Raw genomic sequence first — 20,715 nt, forward strand, 5'->3', positions numbered from 1 at the left:
CAGCGTGTACAACTATTCGTACAGTCGTTCTATCGAACGGTTGTGCGACAACACCGGAGGCTGACCATGGCGACGACGACCTACATCCCGCCGTTCGAGACGCGCACTCGCGTGGTGATCGAGCCGGAGCGCACCGACGCTCCGCCGCGCCGCCACGTCGCGCGCCGGCGTCCGGCCGGGCGTCCCGAGCCGGTCCCGTGCGTCGGCTCCGCCGAGCCGTCCCTGCACGGCTCGCGCCTCACTCGCCGCGGCCGCGTGGTCGTCGGGCTGGCCTGGCTGCTGCTCCTCGTCGCCGGCGCGCTGGCGTTCGTGCGCCCCTGGGACGGCGCCGCCGCTCCGGCCGGCGCCACGGCGGTCACCACGGTCGAGGTCCGTGGCGGCGACACCCTGTGGCAGCTCGCCACCGACGTCGCGCCCACGGCCGACCCGCGCGAGACGGTCGCCGCCATCATCGAGCTCAACGGCCTCTCCTCCGCGGCCGACATCCGCCCGGGCGACCTCATCGAGGTCCCGGCCGCCCGCTGACCCTCCCCGGCCGACTTGGTCGCCGGGCCCCTGGTCGTCGGGCTTTGGTCGCCGGGTTCGCGGCTGCTGGGTCCCTGTCGCCGGGGCCGCGCTGCCGGGTCTCCGGTCGCCGGGTTCCGTGGTCGGGCTGCGGCCGTTCCGGGCCGACGTGCCGGGCGGGTGTGGTGGGCATCGCCTCCATGTCCCCATCTCCGCCCCCGCGTCGCGACGGTTCCCACGGTTGCCACCCCCGAAGCGGCCAGACGCGGCCGGCGGACCGCGACCCACGGTGGAGCCGGTCGCCGGAACGCCGCCCCCGACCCGCGCGCGGCCGGTGGACCGCGACCCACGGTGGAGCCGGTCGCCGGAACGCCGCCCCCGACCCGCGCGCGGCCGGTGGACCGCGACCCACGGTGGAGCCGGTCGCCGGAACGCCGCCCCCGACCCGCGCGCGGCCGGTGGACCGCGACCCGCGGCGGAGCCGGTCGCCGGAACGCCGCCCCCGACCTGCGAGCGGCCGGTGGACCGCGACCCGCGGCGGAGCCGGTCGCCGGAACGCCGCCCCCGACCTGCGAGCGGCCGGTGGACCGCGACCCGCGGCGGAGCCGGTCGCCGGAACGCCGCCCCCGACCTGCGAGCGGCCGGTGGACCGCGACCCGCGGCGGAGCCGGTCGCCGGAACGCCGCCCCCGACCTGCGAGCGGCCGGTGGACCGCGACCCACGGTGGAGCCGGTCGCCGGAACGCCGCCCCCGACCCGCGCGCGGCCGGTGGACCGCGACCCACGGCGGAGCCGGTCGCCGGAACGCCGCCCCCGACCCGCGCGCGGCCGGTGGACCGCGACCCACGGCGGAGCCGGTCGCCGGAACGCCACCCACGGCCAGTGAGCGGCCAGCGGAGCGAAGGCCGAGCGAGCAGGGGAGCCGGGCCCATCTTTCGGCCGGCCCCCTGACGCTGCTTGAACGGGGGCGCGGGCGGCCGGGTCAAGCGGTCACGTGTCGCGCGAAGCGCCAATTCGGTCCGCTTGAGGCGGCCTCCCGCGCTCCCGACAATGGAGAGCAGCAGGGGGCTGGCCAACGCGGCAGACCCAGCCAACGAGGGCCCGGCCACTGAACCCGCGGCCACGGCCGCAGTCGGCCTGCTACTCGCCACGTGAGATGACGACGTGAGCGTCACCGAGCGTGCCGATGAGAGCACGCCGGGCGTGGGTCGGCGCGGTGGCGGCGTCGTCGTCACGGCGCCGGGGCGAATCAGGTGCCTCACGACCTCCCGTGCGCGGGCGGCAGGCCCACCGATCGTGCGCTCACGCCCCGCGAACCGGCGCACGCCCCGCGAACCGGCGCACGCCCGGCCCACCGGCGGACAGGACCCGTTTCGCGGTCACAAGCGCCGGTTTCCGGGGCGCCAGCCGGTTTCCGGGGCCGCCAAGGTCCTGGCCTGCCTTCACGTCCCGGGCAATGACGGCCACTTCGTCGCCCAACGTGTCGCGTCACAACCAGGCCACGGCCCGCGCCGCGCCACCGTGACGGTCGAGCGCCGCGCCACCGTGACGGTCGAGCGCCGCGCCAGGGCGACGGACGCGCCGCGCCACGGCGACGGCGGCATCGCGCCACCGTGACGGTCGAGCGCCGCGCCACCGTGACGGCCGCGCCGCGCCGCCGCCACGCGCAACACCGTCACCGCAGCACGCCACGGGGCGCCCGCAGCCCCGGCATCCACCCGGCCGACGTCCACCGCACGATCGATGGACCCCTCCGGACCACCCGACCCCCACATCCTGTGGTGCCGGGGTTGTCCACAGCCCGCCGCGCGTTCCGTCGTCCACAACCCACAGGCGTCCGGCGCCGGATCGGCTCCAGGCCGTCCGAATCGTGGCTGACCTGCGGAAACCCGCGACGTACGGGCTGGAGACGGTGAACGGCGTGCGAACCACCACCGGACCCCGCGACGCGCCGAGGGGAGTGATCGACTCATCCATGACCTGCGGCTTTGAAACACCCTCCACCGAGTCCGGCCATGTCGGTTGCAGACGCCCCTCCGGCCGACGTACCGTACCCCTATATCTAGTAGTTACACGGGTGTAAGCTGTCCACAGGTAGTGGTCGAGAGTGCACAGGTTGTCCCCATCTCGTCCACAGGTCCAGCGCCGAGGAGGTGCCCTTCATGCACTGTCCGTTCTGCCGTCACGCCGACAGCCGGGTGGTCGACAGCCGCACCGCAGACGAGGGCACCGTCATCCGCCGCCGGCGGCAGTGCCTGGCCTGCGAGCGCCGCTTCACGACCGTCGAGCAGTTGACGCTCGCCGTGGTGAAGCGGTCCGGGGCCACCGAGCCGTTCAGTCGCGAGAAGGTCGTCGCGGGGGTGCGCCGGGCATGCCAGGGGAGGGGCGTCAGCGAGGACGACCTCGCCCGGCTGGCTCAGCGGGTCGAAGAGGGGTTCCGCGCGTCGGGGAGCGCGGAGATCCCGAGCCGCGAGGTCGGCCTGGCCATCCTGAGCCCGCTGCGCGAGCTCGACGAGGTCGCGTACCTGCGCTTCGCCAGCGTGTACCGCGACTTCGAGAGTCTCGACGACTTCGAGAACGAGATCGCGACGCTGCGGGCCGACCGCGAGCAGGCCGAGCGTCACAGCGACGGCGACGGGCGGGAGCAGGACTCCACCCTCACCGTCGTGGAGCCATAGCCAGCAGTTCAGCACGACAACGGAATGACAGGCCCGGAACCACGGGTAAAAGCCGGGGGAAGTGAGGAAGGTCCATGACGGAGACGGTGAGCGGGCCGAGCCGCAACAGTGCGGGGAGCAAGCCGGGCGGACGGGCGAAGAAGGTGCGCGGGCTGAGCGTCCAGCGCATCTACACCACCCCCGGCGTCCACCCGTACGACGAGGTGACGTGGGAGCGCCGCGACGTCGTCCAGCAGAACTGGAAGACCGGCGAGACCGTCTTCGAGCAGAAGGGCGTGGAGTTTCCCGACTCCTGGTCGCTGAACGCCTCGACGATCGTCACCACGAAGTACTTCCGCGGCGCGGTCGGCACCGACGCCCGCGAGTGGAGCCTGCGCCAGCTCATCGACCGGGTGGTGAAGAAGTACCGCACCACCGGTGAGGACGAGGGCTACTTCGCCTCGACGGACGACGCCGACGTCTTCGAGCACGAGCTCACCTGGATGCTGCTGCACCAGGTGTTCAGCTTCAACTCGCCGGTGTGGTTCAACGTCGGAACGAAGTCGCCGCAGCAGGTGTCGGCGTGCTTCATCCTCTCTGTCGACGACTCCATGGAGTCGATCCTCAACTGGTACCGCGAAGAGGGCATGATCTTCAAGGGCGGCTCCGGCGCCGGCCTGAACCTGTCGCGCATCCGCTCCAGCAAGGAGCTGCTGTCCTCCGGCGGCACGGCGTCCGGCCCGGTCAGCTTCATGCGCGGCGCCGACGCCTCGGCCGGCACCATCAAGTCCGGCGGCGCCACCCGGCGCGCGGCCAAGATGGTCGTGCTCGACGTCGACCACCCCGACGTCCAGGAGTTCATCCAGACGAAGGCGCGCGAGGAAGACAAGATCCGCGCGCTGCGCGACGCCGGTTTCGACATGGACCTCGGCGGCTCCGACATCGTGTCCGTCCAGTACCAGAACGCCAACAACTCTGTCCGCGTGAACGACGAGTTCATGCGCGCGGTCGAGTCCGGCGGCGAGTTCGGCCTGCGCGCCCGCATGACCGGCGAGGTCATCTCCACCGTCGACGCGAAGAAGCTGTTCCGCGACATGGCGCAGGCGGCGTGGGAGTGCGCCGACCCCGGCATCCAGTACGACGGCACCATCAACGACTGGCACACCAACCCCGAGACCGGCCGCATCACCGCGTCGAACCCGTGCTCGGAGTACATGAGCCTCGACAACTCCAGCTGCAACCTCGCCAGCCTGAACCTGATGAAGTTCCTGAACGCCGACGGGAGCTTCGACGCCGCCACGTTCGCCAAGGCGGTCGAGCTGATCATCACCGCGATGGACATCTCCATCACGTTCGCCGACTTCCCGACCGAGTCGATCACCGAGACCACCCGCGCCTACCGGCAGCTCGGCATCGGCTACGCGAACCTCGGCGCGCTGCTCATGGCGTCCGGCCTGGCCTACGACTCCGACGGCGGCCGCGCGCTGGCCGCCGCCATCACGTCGCTGATGACCGGCGCCGCCTACAAGCGCTCCGCCGAGCTGGCCGGCGTCGTCGGCCCGTACGACGGCTTCGCCCGCAACGCCGAGGCGCACGCCCGGGTCATGCGCAAGCACGCCGCCGCCAACGACTCCCTGCGCTCGGTCGCCACGCTCGACGCCGACGTCCGCAGCCTCGCCACGAAGGTGTGGGCCGAGGGCAACAAGATCGGCGAGAAGAACGGGTGGCGCAACGCGCAGGCGTCGCTGCTGGCGCCCACCGGCACCATCGGCTTCATGATGGACTGCGACACCACCGGCATCGAGCCCGACTTCTCGCTGGTCAAGTTCAAGAAGCTGGTCGGCGGCGGCTCCATGCAGATCGTCAACCTGACGGTCCCGCGGGCGCTGAAGAAGCTCGGCTACGCCGACGAGACCATCGAGGCCATCGTCGAGTACATCGCCGAGCACGGCAACGTCGTCGACGCGCCCGGCCTCAAGCCCGAGCACTACGAGGTGTTCGACTGCGCCGCCGGTCAGCCGCGGGCCATCGAGCCGATGGGCCACGTGCGCATGATGGCCGCCGTCCAGGCGTTCCTGTCCGGCGCCATCTCGAAGACGGTCAACATGCCCGAGTCGGCGACCGTCGAGGAGATCGAGGAGATCTACCTGCAGGGCTGGAAGCTCGGCCTCAAGGCGCTGGCCGTCTACCGCGACAACTGCAAGGTCGGCCAGCCGCTGTCCGACGCCAAGGCGAAGGTCGCCGACACCACGGCCGAGAAGGACGTCGTCGTCGAGTACCGGCCGACCCGCCAGCGGCTGCCGAAGACCCGCCCGAGCCGCACCACGTCGTTCACCGTCGGCGGCGCCGAGGGCTACATGACGGCCGGCTCGTACCCCGACGACGGCCTCGGCGAGGTCTTCCTGAAGCTGGGCAAGCAGGGCTCCACGCTGGCCGGCATCATGGACGCCTTCTCCATCGCCACGTCCATCGCGCTGCAGTACGGCGTGCCGCTCGAGACGTACGTCGAGAAGTTCACCAACATGCGCTTCGAGCCGTCGGGCATGACCGACGACCCCGACGTCCGCATGGCGCAGAGCGTCGTCGACTACATCTTCCGGCGGCTGGCGCTCGACCACCTGCCGTTCGAGTCGCGGGCGGCGCTCGGCATCTACACGGCGTCCGAGCGGGCCCGTCAGCTCGACACGGGGGAGTACACCGCCGACTCCGAGATCGAGGTCGACACGTTCCGGCAGTCCGCTCCGGTGAAGGCCGAGGTCGCCCCGGCCCAGCCGGCGCCGGTCGTCGAGGCCGCGGCGGCCCGTCCGGCCCCGGTCGAGGCGCACACGTCGGCCGAACTGCTCGAGGCCATCCAGGGCACCAGCACCGACGCACCGCTCTGCTTCACCTGCGGCACGAAGATGCGCCCGGCCGGCAGCTGCTACGTCTGCGAGGGCTGCGGCTCGACCAGCGGCTGCAGCTGACACGACGCACGCACAACGGCGGCCCCCGGGACATCCCGGCGGGCCGCCGTTGTGTGTTTCCGGGTCAGTGGGGGAGCCGGGCGAGCCGGGCGCAGGTGACGGCCAGCCACGTCCAGCCGGCGAGGATGCCCGCCGTGAACGCCAACACGCCCCACGTCGCGCCGGCGCTGGCCGACACCGCGACGAAGCCGGCGAGGATCAGCGTCCCGCCGGCGACGCTGTAGCGTGCCGCGCCGCGGCGGCCGGTGCGGCGCAGGTGGCGGCCGAGGGCGAAGCAGGCGATCGCGAAGCAGGTGAACCCGACGACGCCGGCGCCCATGTGAGCGAGGCCGTGCCAGCTGATCGTCTCGGCGGCCTCGGCCGGAGTGCCGGGCGGGAAGCCCTCGACCGGGTCGGCCCGGAAGGCGCCCGCGGCCAGCAGCGAGACGCCGAAGACGCCGACCAGGCGCGGCGCCCAGGTGCCGGCCCTGCCGGTCCGGCGCAGCCCGGCCGCCGCCGCCACCGTCAACACCGCGGCGACGACGAAGTTCGCGATCTGCACCCAGCCGAGGTCGCCGTTCGCCAGCACGCTCGCCGCATGCCGCGTCGGGTCGTACCCGTCGCGCACGACGTACTGCCCGACGACCGCCGCGACGTACAACGGCCCCGCGACCACGCCGGCGGTGAGCAGCCGGCGCTGCCCACGCGACGTGGCGGGCGTGGGGGCCGCGGCGGTGGTCGTGGCGGTGGTCGTGCCGGTCGTGGTGACGACGGGGGTGGCTGTGGCTGCGGTGACGGCGGTGACGGCGGAGGTGGTGGTGGCGGGGGTGGTGGTGGACATGGTCCCGTCCTTCCGGCGTGTGGTGTGCCCTGGCTGGCTCGATCCTGCTACCGAAAAGAAAAATTGTCAAGGACGAAGGGAGTTGTCGGTAGCACGGCTGATCCGGGCCGGGCCGGGACGTGTTCGAGGCTGCGGGGGCGTGCATGGGCGTGTGATGGCGCGCTGGACCGCGCCGATCGGGACGACGCGGTGCTGGGCCGCACGAGGCCGCGCAGCGGTGCGCAGAGCAGCGCTGGGGCGCGTTGAAGCGCCATCCGGCGCCACGCGGCGCCCGTAGGGGAGCAGACCCGGTCAGGGGTGCCGGTCAGCGCGTGGGGCAGCGGCGCCGGCCCGGGGCGCCCGGCGGGGCGTCGGCAAGGGGGCCGGCCCGGGGCGCCAGACAGGGGCGCCAGACAGGGGCGCCAGACAGGGGCGCCAGACAGGGGCGCGGGCAAGGGGACCGGGCAGGGCGCTGGCAAAGGAGAGCTGAGCAGGGGCGCCGGCAAGGGGGACCGGGCGGGCGCCGGGTCAGCAGCGCCCGGTCAGGGGGCCGGGCAAGGCGCCGGGCAAGGCGCCGGGTCAGCGGCGCGCCCGGTCACGTGCCCAGTCAGCGGCGAGGCTTGACGCCCGCCACCAGCTCCTTGACCCGCGACGGCTCGACGTAGCGGGCGCGGACGGCGCCGCTGGCGAGCTTGCGGATCAGCGCGTCCTCCGGCAGGGGCTGCTGCGACGCCAGGAGGATGACGTTGCCGTAGCGGCGTCCACGCAGCTGGCCGGGCTCGGCGATCAGGGCCACGTGGGCGAACACCTCGAGGGCCGTCGCCGCTTCGACGCGGGCTTCGCGGACCTGGGCGGTGTCGGCGACGTTGCCGACGTAGACGCCGGCGGGGGAGAGCACCCGCGCGACCGACGTGTAGAAGGCGACGTCGGCCAGGTGGGGCGGCACGTCGGAGCCGTCGAACGCGTCGCGGATGACGACGGCCGAATAGTCGTCCGGCAGCGACCGCAGCCCTTCCAGCGCGTCCATCGCCTTGAGCCGCAGCCCGCGCACCGACCGCAGCCCGAACGCCTGCCGCATCAGAGTGGCCAGCGCGGCGTCGATCTCGAACACCGTCTGCGGCGACCCCGGCCGCGTCGCCGCCACATAGCGGGCCAGCGTGCAGCCGGCCCCGCCGAGATGCAGCACGGACAGCGGCGCACCGGGCGGCGCGACGACGTCGAGGAGGTGGCCGGTCCACTGGGTGTACTCGAAGTCCAGCCGGGTCGGGTCGTCGACGTCGACGTAGGAACTGGCCACCCCGTTGAGCCGGACCGACCAGCCGCCGGGGTGGGCGCGGTCCGGGATCAGCTCCGCCGTCCCGGAGTCGACGTGGTGGGTCCCGGCGAAGCGCTCGGGACGTGGGCGGTCGCTGGCACGGGACGGGGGCACGAGCGATAGGTTCGCAGCATGGCTGACCGTCCGACAAGGAACCTCCACGTAGGCGCGCCGTACCGGGCCGACGAAGCGCGCTACATCGACACCCCCTACCGCCGCAGCGGCCGCACCGGACTCAAGCTGCCGGCCATCTCGCTGGGCCTCTGGCAGAACTTCGGCGACGAGTCGCCGCTGGCCACGCAGCGGGCCATCCTGCGCACGGCGTTCGACCACGGCGTCACCCACTTCGACCTCGCCAACAACTACGGCCCGCCGCCCGGCTCGGCGGAGAAGAACTTCGGCCGCATCTTCGCCGAGGACTTCCGCCCGTACCGCGACGAGCTGATCATCTCGACGAAGGCCGGCTACGACATGTGGCCCGGCCCGTACGGCGAATGGGGCTCGCGCAAGTACCTGCTGGCCAGCCTCGACGCCTCGCTGGACCGCATGGGCCTCGACTACGTCGACATCTTCTACTCGCACCGGTTCGACCCCGACACGCCGCTCGAGGAGACGATGGGCGCGCTGGACACCGCGGTCCGGTCCGGCCGGGCGCTGTACGCGGGCATCTCGTCGTACTCGCCGGAGCGCACTCGCGAGGCGGCCGCCATCATGCGCGAGCTGGGCACGCCGCTGGCCATCCACCAGCCGTCCTACTCGATGTTCAACCGCTGGATCGAGGCCGGGCTGACCGAGGCCTGTGCGGACGCGGGCCTCGGCATCATCGCCTTCTCGCCGCTGGCGCAGGGCCTGCTGACGAACAAGTACCTGGGCGGGGTGCCGGACGACTCCCGCGCGGCCCGCGGCGGGTCGTTCTCGCCGTCGCTGGTCACGCAGGACGTCGTCGACCGGCTGAACGCGCTGGCCGGGGTCGCCGAGTCGCGCGGGCAGACGCTCGCGCAGCTGGCGCTGTCGTGGGCGTTGCGCGACGAGCGGGTGACGTCGGTGCTGATCGGCGCCCGGACGGTGGGCCAGCTCGACGACAGCCTGGGCGCGCTGGACCGCCTCGACTTCTCCGACGACGAGCTCGCCGAGATCGACCGGCACGCCGTCGAGGCGGGCCTGAACATCTGGGCCCGGTCGAGCGACGCGTGACCCGATGAACGAGCGTCAGCGCCGCAACCCGCGCACCGAGGCCATCTGGGCCCAGCTGTACGAGGCGCTGGCCGCGCTGAGCGCCTCGACCGGCCGCCGCGACCTCGACATCGTCGACCTCGGCGGCGGGAGCGGCGTGTTCGCGGTGCCGCTGGCCCGCATCGGCCACCGCGTCACCGTCGTCGACCCGAGCCCGAACGCGCTGGCCGCGCTGGCTCGCCGGGCGGCCGAGGCGGGCGTGGGCGACCAGGTCACGGGCGTGCAGGGCGACGCGGCCGGGCTGGCCGGCGTGGTCGGGCCCGGCGGCGCCGACGTCGTGCTGTGCCACGGGGTGCTCGAGGTGGTCGACGACGTCTCCGGTGCGGTGACGGCCATCGCGGCGGCGCTGCGCCCCGGCGGCGTCGCGAGCGTCGTGGTCGCCCAGCGCTACGCCGCGGTGCTCGCGAAGGCACTGGCCGGGCATTTCGCCGACGCCCGGCACCTGCTCGACGACCCCGACGGCCGCTGGGGCGGCTCCGACCCGCTGCCGCGCCGGTTCGACGAGGACGGCGTCAGGGCGCTGCTCGCGGCCGCCGGGCTGCGCGTCGACGAGGTGCACGGTGTGAGAGTGCTCACCGACCTCGTCGCCGGCGGCGTCGTCGACGACCCCGCCGAGGTGGCCGCGCTGGCCGAACTGGAGGCCGCCGTGGTCGCACATCCGGCGTTCCGGGCCGTCGCCGCGGCTCTGCACGTGCTCGCCGGACGGCCCGCGGGAGCCGACGTGTGATCGGCCTGCGGGCGGGTACTGCGACACCGAATCGCTTCGGTACTGCACCCGGCTTTCTTCGGTGGCGTCGGCCGCATATGCTGGTCCTTACAGCAGGTGCCCAAGGTTTCCGTGTTCATTGGAGGGGAACGGTGCCACTCTCCGATCATGAGCAGCGGCTGCTCGAGCAGATGGAGCAGGCGCTGCTCGCTGAGGATCCGAAGTTCGCCACCGCCATGCGTGGCGCGGATCTTCGGCGGCGGTACCGGCGACGCGCGGTCTTTGCCGGTCTGGTCTTCGTCGTCGGCGTCGTGTTGCTCATGACGGGCGCCGTCACTCAGGTCATTCCGCTCGGCGTGGCGGGCTTCGTCGTCATGCTCGGCTCGGCCTTCTACGCCGTCACGTCGTGGCGTCGCGTTCCGCCGAACGACGGCACGGCCGCCACTGCCACCGGCGAAGTGCCCGACATCAGCCCGGGTTCGCCCCGCCGGCAGCGCCGCCCCAAGGGGCCGCGCAACAACGGCTCGTTCATGGACCGCATGGAGCAGCGCTGGCGCAACCGGCGCGAGCGCGGCTACGGCCAGTAACGGCACCGCGGCAGCAGCACCGCAGCAGTAGCAGCACCACCACGGTTCACGCGTCCGGCGCCGCCTTCGGGCGGCGCCTCTTGCGTTTCCGGTCCGCCCTGCGCGCCACCACCTGGTCCGGTGTGGTGCCGACCGGGCCGGCCCACCCACGATCGGGTGGGCCGGGCGCGGTCACTCGGCCGGGGGACGGGGCGCCGGCAGCCGGCGCCGCAGGCTGGACGAGGCGACGGAGTCGCGCAGCCGCTCGCCGGTGGCGTCGATCCAGTCGAACCCCTCGACCAGCCGGCGGTTCGCCTCGACCGCGCTGTCGCGGTAGCGGGTCGGCAGCAGGAACGCCTTGACCCGCCGGCCGATCGACGCCGAGCGGGCGATGGAGCGGCGCACCAGTTCGGTGTCGTCGTGCAGCGCCTCGACGGGCTCGGCCCGGCGGGCGTAGCGGGCCTGCTCGACGGCGCCGACGAGGTGATCGAGCAACTGCCGGTCGTCGTCGCCGAGGGAGGCGGCCGTCGCCAGCCGGCGGCCGGTGGACCGCGGCGTGGCGGCGGGATCCCAGGGGTGGCCGGCGTCGCGGGCGGATTCGCGCAGGTCGGCCCACGCGGCCTCGGCCAGCGCGCCGGGATCGTCGCCGGCCTGCCGCCAGCGCAGCCGGCGGCCGACGCGCGCGGCCACCGACGGGGTGGCGAAGAACGCCGCCAGCGCCAGCGCGCCGAGCACGATGAGCGGCCACTGCGACGGCGGGTCCTGGCTGCCGGACGCGGCGCCGCCGCCGAGCTCGTCGTCGCGCGGGATGGACGGCGCCGTGCTGGTCGGCTGCGACGTGGGGGAGCTGGGGTCGTTGGGGTCGGGCACCGGCGCGTTCTGGGTGGGCACGATGGTCCAGTCGGGGGCGCGGCCGGTGATGGCGGCCGGCGTGGGCTCGAACCGGACCCAGCCGGACCCCTCGAAGTACAGCTCCGGCCAGGCGTGGGAGTCGTGCGCGCGGACGAGGTAGGTGCCGTTGCCCTGGTAGTCGCCGGCGGTGAAGCCGACCGCGACCCGCGCCGGGATGCCGAGGTAGCGGGCCATGATGGCCATGGTCGCGGCGAACTGCTCGCAGTAGCCGCGCCGGTCGTTCAGGAAGTCGACCAGCGCGTTGGCCGTGTGGCCGGACGTCGACTCGATGTCGTACTCGAAGCCGCCCTGCGGCCCGCGGAACCACTGCTGCAGCGCGGCCGCCTTGCTGAAGTCGTCGGCAGCGCCCTCGGTGACCTCGTCGGCGAGTTCGGTGACCTCGGCCGGGAGCTCGTCGGGCAGCTCGAGCATGGCGTCGACATCGTCGCTGGGCGGCCCGGCGTTGCGCAGCGCCTCGACGCTCGGCTCGACCACCAGGCTCTGCACGTTGTACGAGCGGGCGCGGACGTCGTCGCCGTCGGCCACGACGTCGAGGGTGGGCCCGTGGTAGCGCCAGTCGCCGTCGATGGTGATGCTCTGCGCCGGGTAGGGGAGCGGCAGCCAGCTGGAGCTGAAGTCGGGGCTGACGTTGATGTCGTAGTCGATGCGCGGCCAGTCGGCCTGCTCGAGGCCCTGCGGCCACGGCAGCCCGCTGTCGACGGAGTCGGGTACCGGCCGGTCGGACGTCTTCCACTCCTCGCCGTCGAACACGTCGAGCGTGACGATGCGGATGTAGGTGGCGGCGTCGGTGTCGGCGCTGGAGCTGTAGCGCAGCACCTCGACGTTCTCGCGGCGCTGCAGGTTGCGCTGGAGGTCGATGATCGGGTTGTCGGTGCGGATGGTCTGCCCGCCACCCCCGCCGCCACCGCGGCCCGGGCCGAGCACGCCCTCCGTCAGCACCGGCGCGAGACCCGGCACGGCGACCGCTACCGCCAGCGCCACCGCGCCGACCCGGCGGCCGTTGCGGGCCAGCGAGTCGGTCTCGGGGATGCCGCTGCGCCGCGCCGACGGGCTGGCCGAGCGCCCCCACGCCGCGACCCGAGTGCGTCCCTCGGACACCAGCAGCGCCAGGAACCCGGCCGCCGGCGGCAGGAACCACCACCAGTCCAGCCCGATGGTCATGGCCGTGGCCGCGACGGCGTAGCAGGCGGCCAGCGGCACGCCGGCCAGCGGCACCTTGCGCAGCCAGACGGCGAGGGTGTCGACCAGCAGCGCCACGACGCCGGCGCCGCCGACCACCAGCATGAGGATGCCGCGCGGCACCGGGATGGGCGCGACGTAGGTGTTGGTGACGTCGATGCCCTCTTGGAAGACGTCGACCAGCCGGGTGGCCCAGTCGGTGGTCGGGATGAACCCGAGCAGCGCGACGTCGTTGGCCACCAGCACGCCCAGCCACAGCACGACGACGGCCAGCTGCGCGACCGGGACCAGCAGCGCCGGCACGCCGAGCTTGCGCAGCACGTAGCCGGTGCCGGCGACCAGCGCGACCACGAGCGCGGCCGGCACGATCCAGTCGTCGGTCTGCGTGATGGCGAACAGCGGCACCACCGACAGCCAGGCCGCCACGGCCGCGACGATGGTCAGGCGGCCGTGGGCGCTCAGCGACGACATCAGCTCGCCTCCGGTCCGGTCGAGACGCCGGCCGTGGCCTGCGCCTGCACGGCCGGGCGCTGCAGCCCGAGGCGCTCCCACAGCGTGGCCAGGTGCTCGCCGCGCTTGGCGACGATGACGTTCCAGCCGGCGCTGCGCAGCACCTGCACGCCGGCCGTGAGCCGCACCTGCTCGCGGCTGTTCTCACCCAGCGACGTCCACGACATGACGTCGAGGACGACGGCCAGCGCGGCGGTGGAGCCCTGCCGCAGCCCGGCGACGACGTGCGCCTCGGGCTCGGTGAGCCGGCCGAACACGCCGACCAGCAGGCCGGTGGCGGCCTCGGCGCCGCTGAGGAGGTCGGGCCAGCGGCCGATGGACGCGTCGCGCTGCGGCTGGACGACGGCGAGCGCGTCGAGCAGCGATACCTTGGCGTCGCCGGGACCGCTGGCGGGGTCGTGCCAGTTGGTGGAGACGGCGCCGCCGTGGTCGGTGACCAGCCGGACGGCGTAGCCGCGCTCGGCCAGGTGGACGCCGACGGACGCGGCCGCGGTGACGCTCCATTCGAGCGAGGAGTCGATGCCCTCGCCGGTGTGCCCGGACGTGCGGGTGTCGAGCAGGAGCGTGGCCCGGCTCTGCCAGGGCTGCTCCTCGCGGCGGACCATCAGCTCGCCATGGTGGGCGGTGGCGCGCCAGTGCACGCGGCGCATGTCGTCGCCGATGCGGTAGGCGCGGATGGTGGCGTCCTCCTCACCGGCGGCGGCGATGGCCCGCGGCCGGCTCTCGCCGCTGCCGCTCCACTCGCCGACCAGCCGGACCGGCGGCAGCTGGTGCACCGTGGGCGTGACGATGAGCGTGCCGACGTCGCTGAACGCGCGGCGCAGCTCGACCATGCCGAACGGGTCGGTGACGCGCACCGTCAGCGGGCCGACCTTGTACCGGCCGCGCACCACCGGGTCGATGGAGTAGGTGACGTCGCGCCGGAACCGCGACCACACGTGGTCGAGGACGAACCGCGGCCGGGCGCCGAGCGTGAACGGGATGCTGTCCTCGACCAGCAGCACGCCGGTGGGGATGCGCGCGGAGTTGGCCAGCTGCAGGCGCACCGTGGCCCGCTCGCCGACGGACACCCGCGGCGGCTCGACGGAGCGCGACGCGGCCAGCCGGACCCGGCTGCGCAGCGCCACCATGAGGCTGATGGCCGGGACGACGACCAGCAGCAGGCCGACCCTGAGCACGTCGCGCTGCCCGGCGAGGACGGCGGCCAGGACGGCGCCGCCGCCGACGGCCAGGAAGGTCCAGCCGCGTCGGGTGAGACCGGACAGCGCGTCGTTCATCGGCGGCTACCGAGCCGGTTCGGGCTGCGGGATGCGCTGGATGAGGTCGGCGACGATGCTGCCGGCGTCGCGGCGGCCGATCTGCGCCTCGGCCGTGGGCAGCAGCCGGTGCCCGAGGACGGGCGCGGCCAGCGCCTGGATGTCGTCGGGCAGCACGTACTCGCGGCCCTCGAGCCCGGCCCACGCCTTCGCCGCCCGGATGAGGTGCAGCGTGGCCCGCGGTGACGCGCCGAGCCGGAGATCGGGCGAGGTGCGGGTGGCCGTGGTGAGGGCGACCGCGTACTCCTTGATCGGGTCGGCGACGTACACGCCGCGGACCAGCCGGACCAGCTTGTGCACGTGCGCGGCGTCGGTGACCGGCTCGAGCGGGTCGAGCGCGCTGGTGGAGCCGTGGGTGTCGATCATCTCGATCTCGTCGCGCGGCGACGGGTAGCCCATGGACAGGCGCATCATGAAGCGGTCGCGCTGGGCCTCGGGGAGGGGGTAGGTGCCCTCCATCTCGATGGGGTTCTGCGTGGCGACCACCATGAACGGCGCCTCGAGCTGGTACGTGGTGCCGTCGACGGTGACCTGCCGCTCCTCCATGCACTCGAGCAGCGCGGACTGCGTCTTCGGCGAGGCGCGGTTGATCTCGTCGCCGACGACGATGTTCGCGAACACGCCGCCCGGCTTGAACTCGAACTCGCGGGTCGACTGGTTGAACACCGACACGCCCGTGACGTCGCTGGGCATGAGGTCGGGCGTGAACTGGATGCGGCGCACCGTGCAGTCGATGGCGCGGGCCACGGACTTCGCCAGCATGGTCTTGCCGACGCCGGGGACGTCCTCGATGAGGATGTGGCCCTCAGCCAGCAGCACGGTGAGGGCCAGCTTGATGACCTCGGGCTTGCCCTCGACGACCGAGCCGATGGCGGCCTGTATGCGGGCTGCGGTGTCGGCGAGGTCGCCGAGCGCCAACTCGGGCACGGCCTCGCCGGGCGCCTGCTGTGGATGATGGCCCGGGTTGAGCGGCTCAGGCACGTTTCCTCCTTCGATCCCCGACCTCGTCGGCGTGACGTGCCTCGGCCGATCGCGGCACTCCGCTGTCCTGTCTCGCAGTGGTGCGACGTGCGGACCCACCCAGCGGGTTCCCATCGGCCACGGCTTTCGCTTACCCGCAGAGCCTATGTCCACTACGTGTGCACGCGCATCCATCCGAACCGGACATTCCCCGATGGCCCGGCCTGGTCGGACGGTGTGTCACCACCGGTGGGCGGTGATCCACCCACCGTTCCACCCTCCCGGCCGAGTCGATCACGGAGAAGACGGGCTTCCCACGCGCGGGAAGCCCGAGTTCTCCATGATCAACGGTCCCGGCCGGCCGGCGTGGCCTCCGGGCGCCGCCCCCGGCGGGCGGGCGGGCCGGCCGGCCTGGCCTCCGGGCGCCGCCCCCGGCGGGCCGTTCCCCACTTCCCTCCACCACCGCCTCCACCCGCCGGGCCGGCGTCGCTGACCAGGGGCGACGTGGAGGCGTCCGCCGCGGGTGCGGGCCGGTGGCCCCGGCGCGCCCCACCTGCCCCCACTCGCCCCCCACAACGCCCCCTCGCCGCTCGGCGGGGCGCTGACCAGCGCGGACGCCGTCTGGCGTCGCCACGGCGCGAGGTCCGCGGGGGGCGTGGTGGGGCGTGGTGGGGCTGAATGTGGTTGCAAGTGGGGGAGAGTGGAGTAGAGTGGCGGGCAATGGAGGAAGAGTGGTCCGGGGTGGCGATCAGCGGATGGTCCGGTGACGGTCACGGCGGGCAGCGGGGAGGTGGGCCGTGTTCCTCGGTACCCACACGCCCCGGCTGGACGACAAAGGACGGCTCATCCTTCCGGCGAAGTTCCGGGACGAGCTGGCGGAGGGCGTCGTGATCACACGAGGGCAGGAGCGCTGTCTCTATGTGTGGCCGCGGGCCGAGTTCCTCCGGTTCACCGAGCAGTTGCGCGCCGCTCCCATCACGCACAAGGGCACGCGCGACTTCGCCCGGATGCTGGCAGCGGGGGCCAGCGACGAGGTTCCGGACAAGCAGGGCCGCATCACCATCCCGCCGGGGCTGCGCACGTACGCGGCGCTGGAGCGTGAGTGCACCGTCGTCGGTGCGATGACGCGGGTGGAGATCTGGTCCGAGCAGGCCTGGGAGACGTACCAGGCCGAGAAGGAACCGATGTTCGCCGACATCTCCGAGGAGGTGCTGCCCGGCATCTTCTGACCGCCGTCGCGTGAAACGCACGACGAGGTCTCCGGCCGCTCCACCTCTTGGCACCACTTCCCCGGTGCCAAGCGGCAAGAGCAGGCAGCCAAGCCCGAGCGGGCGGGGACCTGGTCGTACGAGCCGCGAACGGCAACGAGCGAGGCAACGACGAAGAGACGCGGGGGTGTCGATGACCGATCAGGGGGCGCACGTCCCGGTGCTGCTCGATCGTGTCGTCGAGCTGCTGGCTCCGGCTCTCTCGGAGGACGAGGGCCGTGTGGTCGTCGATGCCACGCTGGGACTCGGCGGGCACGCCGAGGCCCTGTTGCGCCGCAACTCGACGGCCCACCTGGTGGGCCTCGACCGCGACCGCGAGGCGCTGGCCCGGGCCACCGAGCGGCTGGCGCCGTTCGGCGACCGGTTCACCGGCGTCCACGCGGTCTACGACCGGATCGCCGACGTCTTGGCGGGCCTCGGCATCCGGCGCGTGCATGGTGTCCTGTTCGATCTCGGCGTCTCGTCGCTCCAACTGGACGAGGCCGGGCGCGGGTTCGCGTACTCGCAGGACGCGCCGCTGGACATGCGGATGGACCAGTCCACCGGCATCACCGCGGCCGAGGTGCTCAACACCTACGCCGCGGCCGACCTCACCCGCATCCTGCGCCGCTACGGCGAGGAGCGGTTCGCCTCGCGCATCGCGGCGGCCGTGGTGCGCGAGCGCCGGAGGGCGCCGTTCGACACCAGCGCCCGGCTGGTCGAGCTGATCCGCGACACCATCCCGGCGCCGGCCCGGCGCACCGGCGGCAACCCGGCGAAGCGGACGTTCCAGGCGCTGCGCATCGAGGTCAACGGCGAGCTCGACACGCTCGAGCGGGCGCTGCCGGCCGCCATCGACGCGCTGGCGGTGGGCGGGCGCATCGTCGTGCTCTCGTACCACTCGCTCGAGGACCGCATCGTCAAGCAGCTGTTCGCGGCCAGGACGACCAGCTCGGCGCCGCACGGGCTGCCGGTCGAGCTGCCCGAGCACCGGCCCGAACTGCGGCTGCTGACCCGCTCCGAGCCGCCCACCAGCGACGAGATCGCCGCCAACCCGCGCGCGCAGTCGGCCCGGCTGCGCGCCGTCGAGCGCATCAGGGAGGCCGCATGAGCGCCGCCGAACGCGCCTATACCCCGGTCGCCGCGCCGCGCCGCCCGTCGCTGCGCAGCGTGCCGGCCCGCGGCTCCCGCGCGCCGCGCGCCCCGTTCGTCGTGCTGGTCCTGCTGGTGCTCGGCGTCGGGCTGATCGGCCTGCTGATCCTCAACACCGCCCTGCAGCAGGGCGCGTTCGAGCTGGGCGAGCTGCAGTCGACCACCGACGAGCTGCGCGACCGCCAGACCGACCTCGCCGACCGCGTCGCCGCCCGCAGCGCGCCCGACGCGCTGGCCGACCAGGCCGCCCGCATGGGCATGGTCCCGGCCGAGGACGCGCCCACGTTCCTGGAACTGCCGCGGTCCGCGCCCGCCGACGCCGGTGGTGCCGGCTGATGCCGCCGAAGGGCCAGGACGGCCGGGGAGCGGCCGGGTCGGGTCGCGGCACGGCTGGACGGGGCTCGGCTGGACGGGGCACGGCTGCGGGCGCCGGACGGGGCACGGCTGCGGGCCGCGCCGCGCGGCCGGGGCCGAAGGGCGCCCCGAAGGCGGCTCCGAAGGCGGCGCCGAAGGGCGCGCCGAAGTCGTCGGCCAAGAAGACGGCCAAGCCGGCCCGGAAGACGGCCGCCGCGAAGCCGGTCCGCACGTCCGCCGCGCCGCGCGCCCGCAAGAGCGCGCCCAAGGCGCCGAAGAACGAGCTCGACGCCGCCTGGAACAGCGCGCCCACGTCGTCGCGCGGAGGCCGCGACGGCGCGGCCGGGCGTGCGGCAGCGGTGCGGGCCGGCGCGATCGCCGCGGCCACCCGCGGCCGTCCGGGGTCCGGTGGCCGCGGGTCCGGCGGCCGCGGGTCCGGCGGCCGCGGGTCGGGCGGCCGCGGGTCGGGCGGCCGCGGGTCGGGCGGGTCGTCGGGTGGCGGGAAGCCCCGCGCCGTCCGCGGCCCGAAGGCGTCGCGCACCACCCGCCCGCCGAAGCCGCCCAAGCGCCCCAAGCCGCCGAAGGGGCCGAAGCAGCCGCGCACCGTCCGGCTGGCCGACCCGCGCAAGCGCCTGCGGGTCACGCTGGTCGGCGTCTGCGTGGTGCTGTCGCTGTTCGGTGGCCGGCTGATCCAGCTGCAGGGCATCGACGCGTCCACGTACGCCGCCGTCGCGAACACCATCGGGCTGAAGACGGTGCCGGTGCGGGCCGACCGCGGCGTCATCCTCGACCGCGACGGCGAGCCGCTGGCCAGCACCGTCGAGGCGTACAACGTGGTGGTCGACCAGACGCAGGTGGCCAACCCGGCCGCGTACGCGCTGCAGCTGGAGAGCATCCTCCGCACGCCCGCCGCCGACCTGCAGCGCGACCTCACCGGTTCCGACCGGTACGTCGTCGTCGCGCGCGGGGTGCCGGGGGCGACGTGGCGGCAGATCCGCGGGCTCGGCCTGGCCGGGTTCACCGCCGAGACCGCCGCCGCCCGCGACTACCCGGCGGGCACCGTCGCCGGCAACATCGTCGGGTTCCTCGGCGCCGACGGCCTGGGCCTCACCGGGCTGGAGCAGTCGATGGACAAGAGCCTGGCCGGTGTCGACGGCGAGGCGACGTACCAGTTCAGCCCGGGCGGCATCCGCATCCCGAACAGCTCGGCGAACCACGTCAGCCAGCCGGTCGCCGGCACCGGCCTGCGCCTGACCCTGGACGGCGACGTGCAGTGGCACACCGAGCAGGTGCTGGCCGCGGCGGTCGAGAACGCCGGGGCGGCCGACGGTGTCGCCGTCGTCATGGACGTCGACACGCAGGAGATCGTCGCGCTGGCCGCCACGCCCGCGTTCGACCCGAGCGACCCGAGCAAGACCGAGGCCGCCGACCGCGGCAGCGCCGCCGTCGAGGACGCCTACGAGCCGGGCTCGGTGTTCAAGCCGATCACCATGTCCGCCGTGGTCGACCAGGGGCTGGCCGACCACAGCACGGTGTTCTCCGTCCCGGACAACCTGCGCCGCGGCGGCGAGACCATCAACGACTACTACAGCCACGGCGAGGACCAGATGACGCTGGCCGGCGTCGTCGCGAAGTCGAGCAACGTCGGCACCGTGCTGGCCGCCGAGCTGCTGGAGAAGGACGTGTACCACGACTACCTGCGGCGGTTCGGGTTCGGCACGGCGCCCGACCTCGGCATGCCCGGCGAGACCGGCGGCCGGCTGCCGTCCGGCGACGACTTCACCGACCTCACCCGCGACAACGTGGCGTTCGGCCAGGGCATCTCGGTCAGCGCGGTGCAGATGGCGTCGGCGTACGCGACCATCGCCAACGGCGGCGTGCGGGTCGACCCGCGGCTGATCTCGGCGACCATCGGCGCCGACGGCCGCGAGACGCCGGTCGAGCCGTCCGCTCCGGAGCGGGTCGTCAGCGAGCAGGCCGCCGCCGACGTCACCACCATGATGGAGGCCGTCATGGGCGAGGGCGGCACCGGCAAGCCCGCGCTGGTCGACGGCTACCGCGTCGCAGGCAAGACCGGCACGGCCCAGCGGGTCGACCCCGACTGCGGCTGCTACGCCGACTACAACTCGTCGTTCATGGGGTTCGCGCCGGCCGACGACCCGCAGTACGTCGTCGTCGTGTCGCTGTTCGACCCGAAGAACGGCAACTCCGGAAGCGCGCTGGCCGGTCCGGCCTTCGCGGACATCATGCGGTTCGCGCTCGAGCAGGGCGGTGTGGCGCCGACCGGCACGGAAGCGCCGCAGGTGCCACTGTTCGCCGACTGACCGAGTAGATTGCTCTGTC

16 protein-coding genes are annotated in these 20,715 nt (G+C 73.7%); 11 read left to right on the forward strand and 5 right to left on the reverse strand.

Going from position 1 to position 20,715, the window contains the following annotated elements; all coding sequences use genetic code 11:
* Positions 1-66 precede the first annotated feature (66 nt).
* The 4 genes from BLV02_RS02005 (at position 67) to BLV02_RS02015 (ending at position 6,123) form a co-directional block, all read left to right on the forward strand.
* Entirely contained in the window at positions 67-525 is a 459-nt protein-coding gene (locus tag BLV02_RS02005) for a LysM peptidoglycan-binding domain-containing protein (RefSeq protein WP_083289048.1), read from the forward strand.
* A 1,142-nt stretch (positions 526-1,667) separates the two neighbouring features.
* The gene (locus tag BLV02_RS35380) at positions 1,668-2,120 is read left to right on the forward strand and encodes a hypothetical protein (RefSeq protein WP_141711803.1); all 453 of its coding nucleotides are present in this window, start codon (positions 1,668-1,670) and stop codon (positions 2,118-2,120) included.
* 545 nt (positions 2,121-2,665) lie between these two features.
* Positions 2,666-3,181, forward strand: a complete 516-nt coding sequence (gene nrdR, locus BLV02_RS02010) for a transcriptional regulator NrdR (protein ID WP_069114253.1) — start codon at positions 2,666-2,668, stop codon at positions 3,179-3,181.
* A gap of 74 nt (positions 3,182-3,255) precedes the next feature.
* Positions 3,256-6,123, forward strand: a complete 2,868-nt coding sequence (locus BLV02_RS02015) for a vitamin B12-dependent ribonucleotide reductase (RefSeq protein WP_069114252.1) — start codon at positions 3,256-3,258, stop codon at positions 6,121-6,123.
* Positions 6,124-6,187: 64 nt separating this feature from the next.
* On the opposite strand, the gene BLV02_RS02020 is transcribed toward BLV02_RS02015, so the two are convergent.
* Positions 6,188-6,943 (reverse strand): DUF998 domain-containing protein, encoded by a 756-nt coding sequence (locus tag BLV02_RS02020; RefSeq protein ID WP_083289107.1) that lies wholly within the window; start codon positions 6,941-6,943, stop codon positions 6,188-6,190.
* Positions 6,944-7,529: 586 nt separating this feature from the next.
* A complete protein-coding gene (locus BLV02_RS02025; RefSeq protein WP_069114251.1) occupies positions 7,530-8,351 on the reverse strand; it encodes a spermidine synthase in 822 nt (273 codons plus the stop codon).
* Positions 8,352-8,369: 18 nt separating this feature from the next.
* On the opposite strand from BLV02_RS02025, the gene mgrA reads away from it, so the two are divergent.
* The 3 genes from mgrA (at position 8,370) to BLV02_RS02040 (ending at position 10,763) form a co-directional block, all read left to right on the forward strand.
* Positions 8,370-9,431 carry an L-glyceraldehyde 3-phosphate reductase gene (mgrA, locus tag BLV02_RS02030; RefSeq protein WP_069114250.1) on the forward strand — a complete coding sequence of 354 codons (1,062 nt, stop codon included), beginning with the start codon at positions 8,370-8,372 and terminating at the stop codon, positions 9,429-9,431.
* A 4-nt stretch (positions 9,432-9,435) separates the two neighbouring features.
* Positions 9,436-10,197: a class I SAM-dependent methyltransferase gene (locus BLV02_RS02035; RefSeq protein WP_069114249.1), complete on the forward strand. Its 762-nt coding sequence runs from the start codon at positions 9,436-9,438 to the stop codon at positions 10,195-10,197.
* A 131-nt stretch (positions 10,198-10,328) separates the two neighbouring features.
* Positions 10,329-10,763, forward strand: coding sequence for a DUF3040 domain-containing protein (locus tag BLV02_RS02040; RefSeq protein ID WP_069114248.1), 435 nt, complete (start codon positions 10,329-10,331; stop codon positions 10,761-10,763).
* 171 nt (positions 10,764-10,934) lie between these two features.
* Here BLV02_RS02040 and BLV02_RS02045 read toward each other — a convergent pair whose 3' ends face one another.
* The 3 genes from BLV02_RS02045 to BLV02_RS02055 are packed head-to-tail and all read right to left on the reverse strand — an operon-like array spanning position 10,935 to position 15,586.
* Positions 10,935-13,304, reverse strand: a complete 2,370-nt coding sequence (locus BLV02_RS02045; RefSeq protein WP_069114247.1) for a transglutaminase TgpA family protein — start codon at positions 13,302-13,304, stop codon at positions 10,935-10,937.
* Positions 13,304-14,620, reverse strand: coding sequence for a DUF58 domain-containing protein (locus BLV02_RS02050; protein ID WP_069114246.1), 1,317 nt, complete (start codon positions 14,618-14,620; stop codon positions 13,304-13,306). The genes BLV02_RS02045 and BLV02_RS02050 overlap by 1 nt, the downstream gene beginning before the upstream one ends.
* A gap of 6 nt (positions 14,621-14,626) precedes the next feature.
* On the reverse strand, positions 14,627-15,586 hold the full coding sequence (locus tag BLV02_RS02055; RefSeq protein ID WP_069114285.1) for an AAA family ATPase: 960 nt from the start codon (positions 15,584-15,586) through the stop codon (positions 14,627-14,629).
* A gap of 830 nt (positions 15,587-16,416) precedes the next feature.
* On the opposite strand from BLV02_RS02055, the gene mraZ reads away from it, so the two are divergent.
* The 4 genes from mraZ (at position 16,417) to BLV02_RS02075 (ending at position 20,696) form a co-directional block, all read left to right on the forward strand.
* The gene (gene mraZ / locus BLV02_RS02060; RefSeq protein ID WP_046767667.1) at positions 16,417-16,848 is read left to right on the forward strand and encodes a division/cell wall cluster transcriptional repressor MraZ; all 432 of its coding nucleotides are present in this window, start codon (positions 16,417-16,419) and stop codon (positions 16,846-16,848) included.
* A 172-nt stretch (positions 16,849-17,020) separates the two neighbouring features.
* Entirely contained in the window at positions 17,021-17,977 is a 957-nt protein-coding gene (rsmH, locus tag BLV02_RS02065) for a 16S rRNA (cytosine(1402)-N(4))-methyltransferase RsmH (protein ID WP_074946104.1), read from the forward strand.
* The gene (ftsL, locus tag BLV02_RS02070) at positions 17,974-18,354 is read left to right on the forward strand and encodes a cell division protein FtsL (RefSeq protein WP_069114245.1); all 381 of its coding nucleotides are present in this window, start codon (positions 17,974-17,976) and stop codon (positions 18,352-18,354) included. Before rsmH ends, ftsL begins: the two co-directional genes overlap by 4 nt.
* Positions 18,354-20,696 (forward strand): peptidoglycan D,D-transpeptidase FtsI family protein, encoded by a 2,343-nt coding sequence (locus BLV02_RS02075; protein ID WP_083289104.1) that lies wholly within the window; start codon positions 18,354-18,356, stop codon positions 20,694-20,696. The genes ftsL and BLV02_RS02075 overlap by 1 nt, the downstream gene beginning before the upstream one ends.
* The last annotated feature ends 19 nt before the right edge of the window (positions 20,697-20,715 follow it).

The organism is Jiangella alba (assembly GCF_900106035.1).
GTDB classification, from domain to species: domain Bacteria; phylum Actinomycetota; class Actinomycetes; order Jiangellales; family Jiangellaceae; genus Jiangella; species Jiangella alba.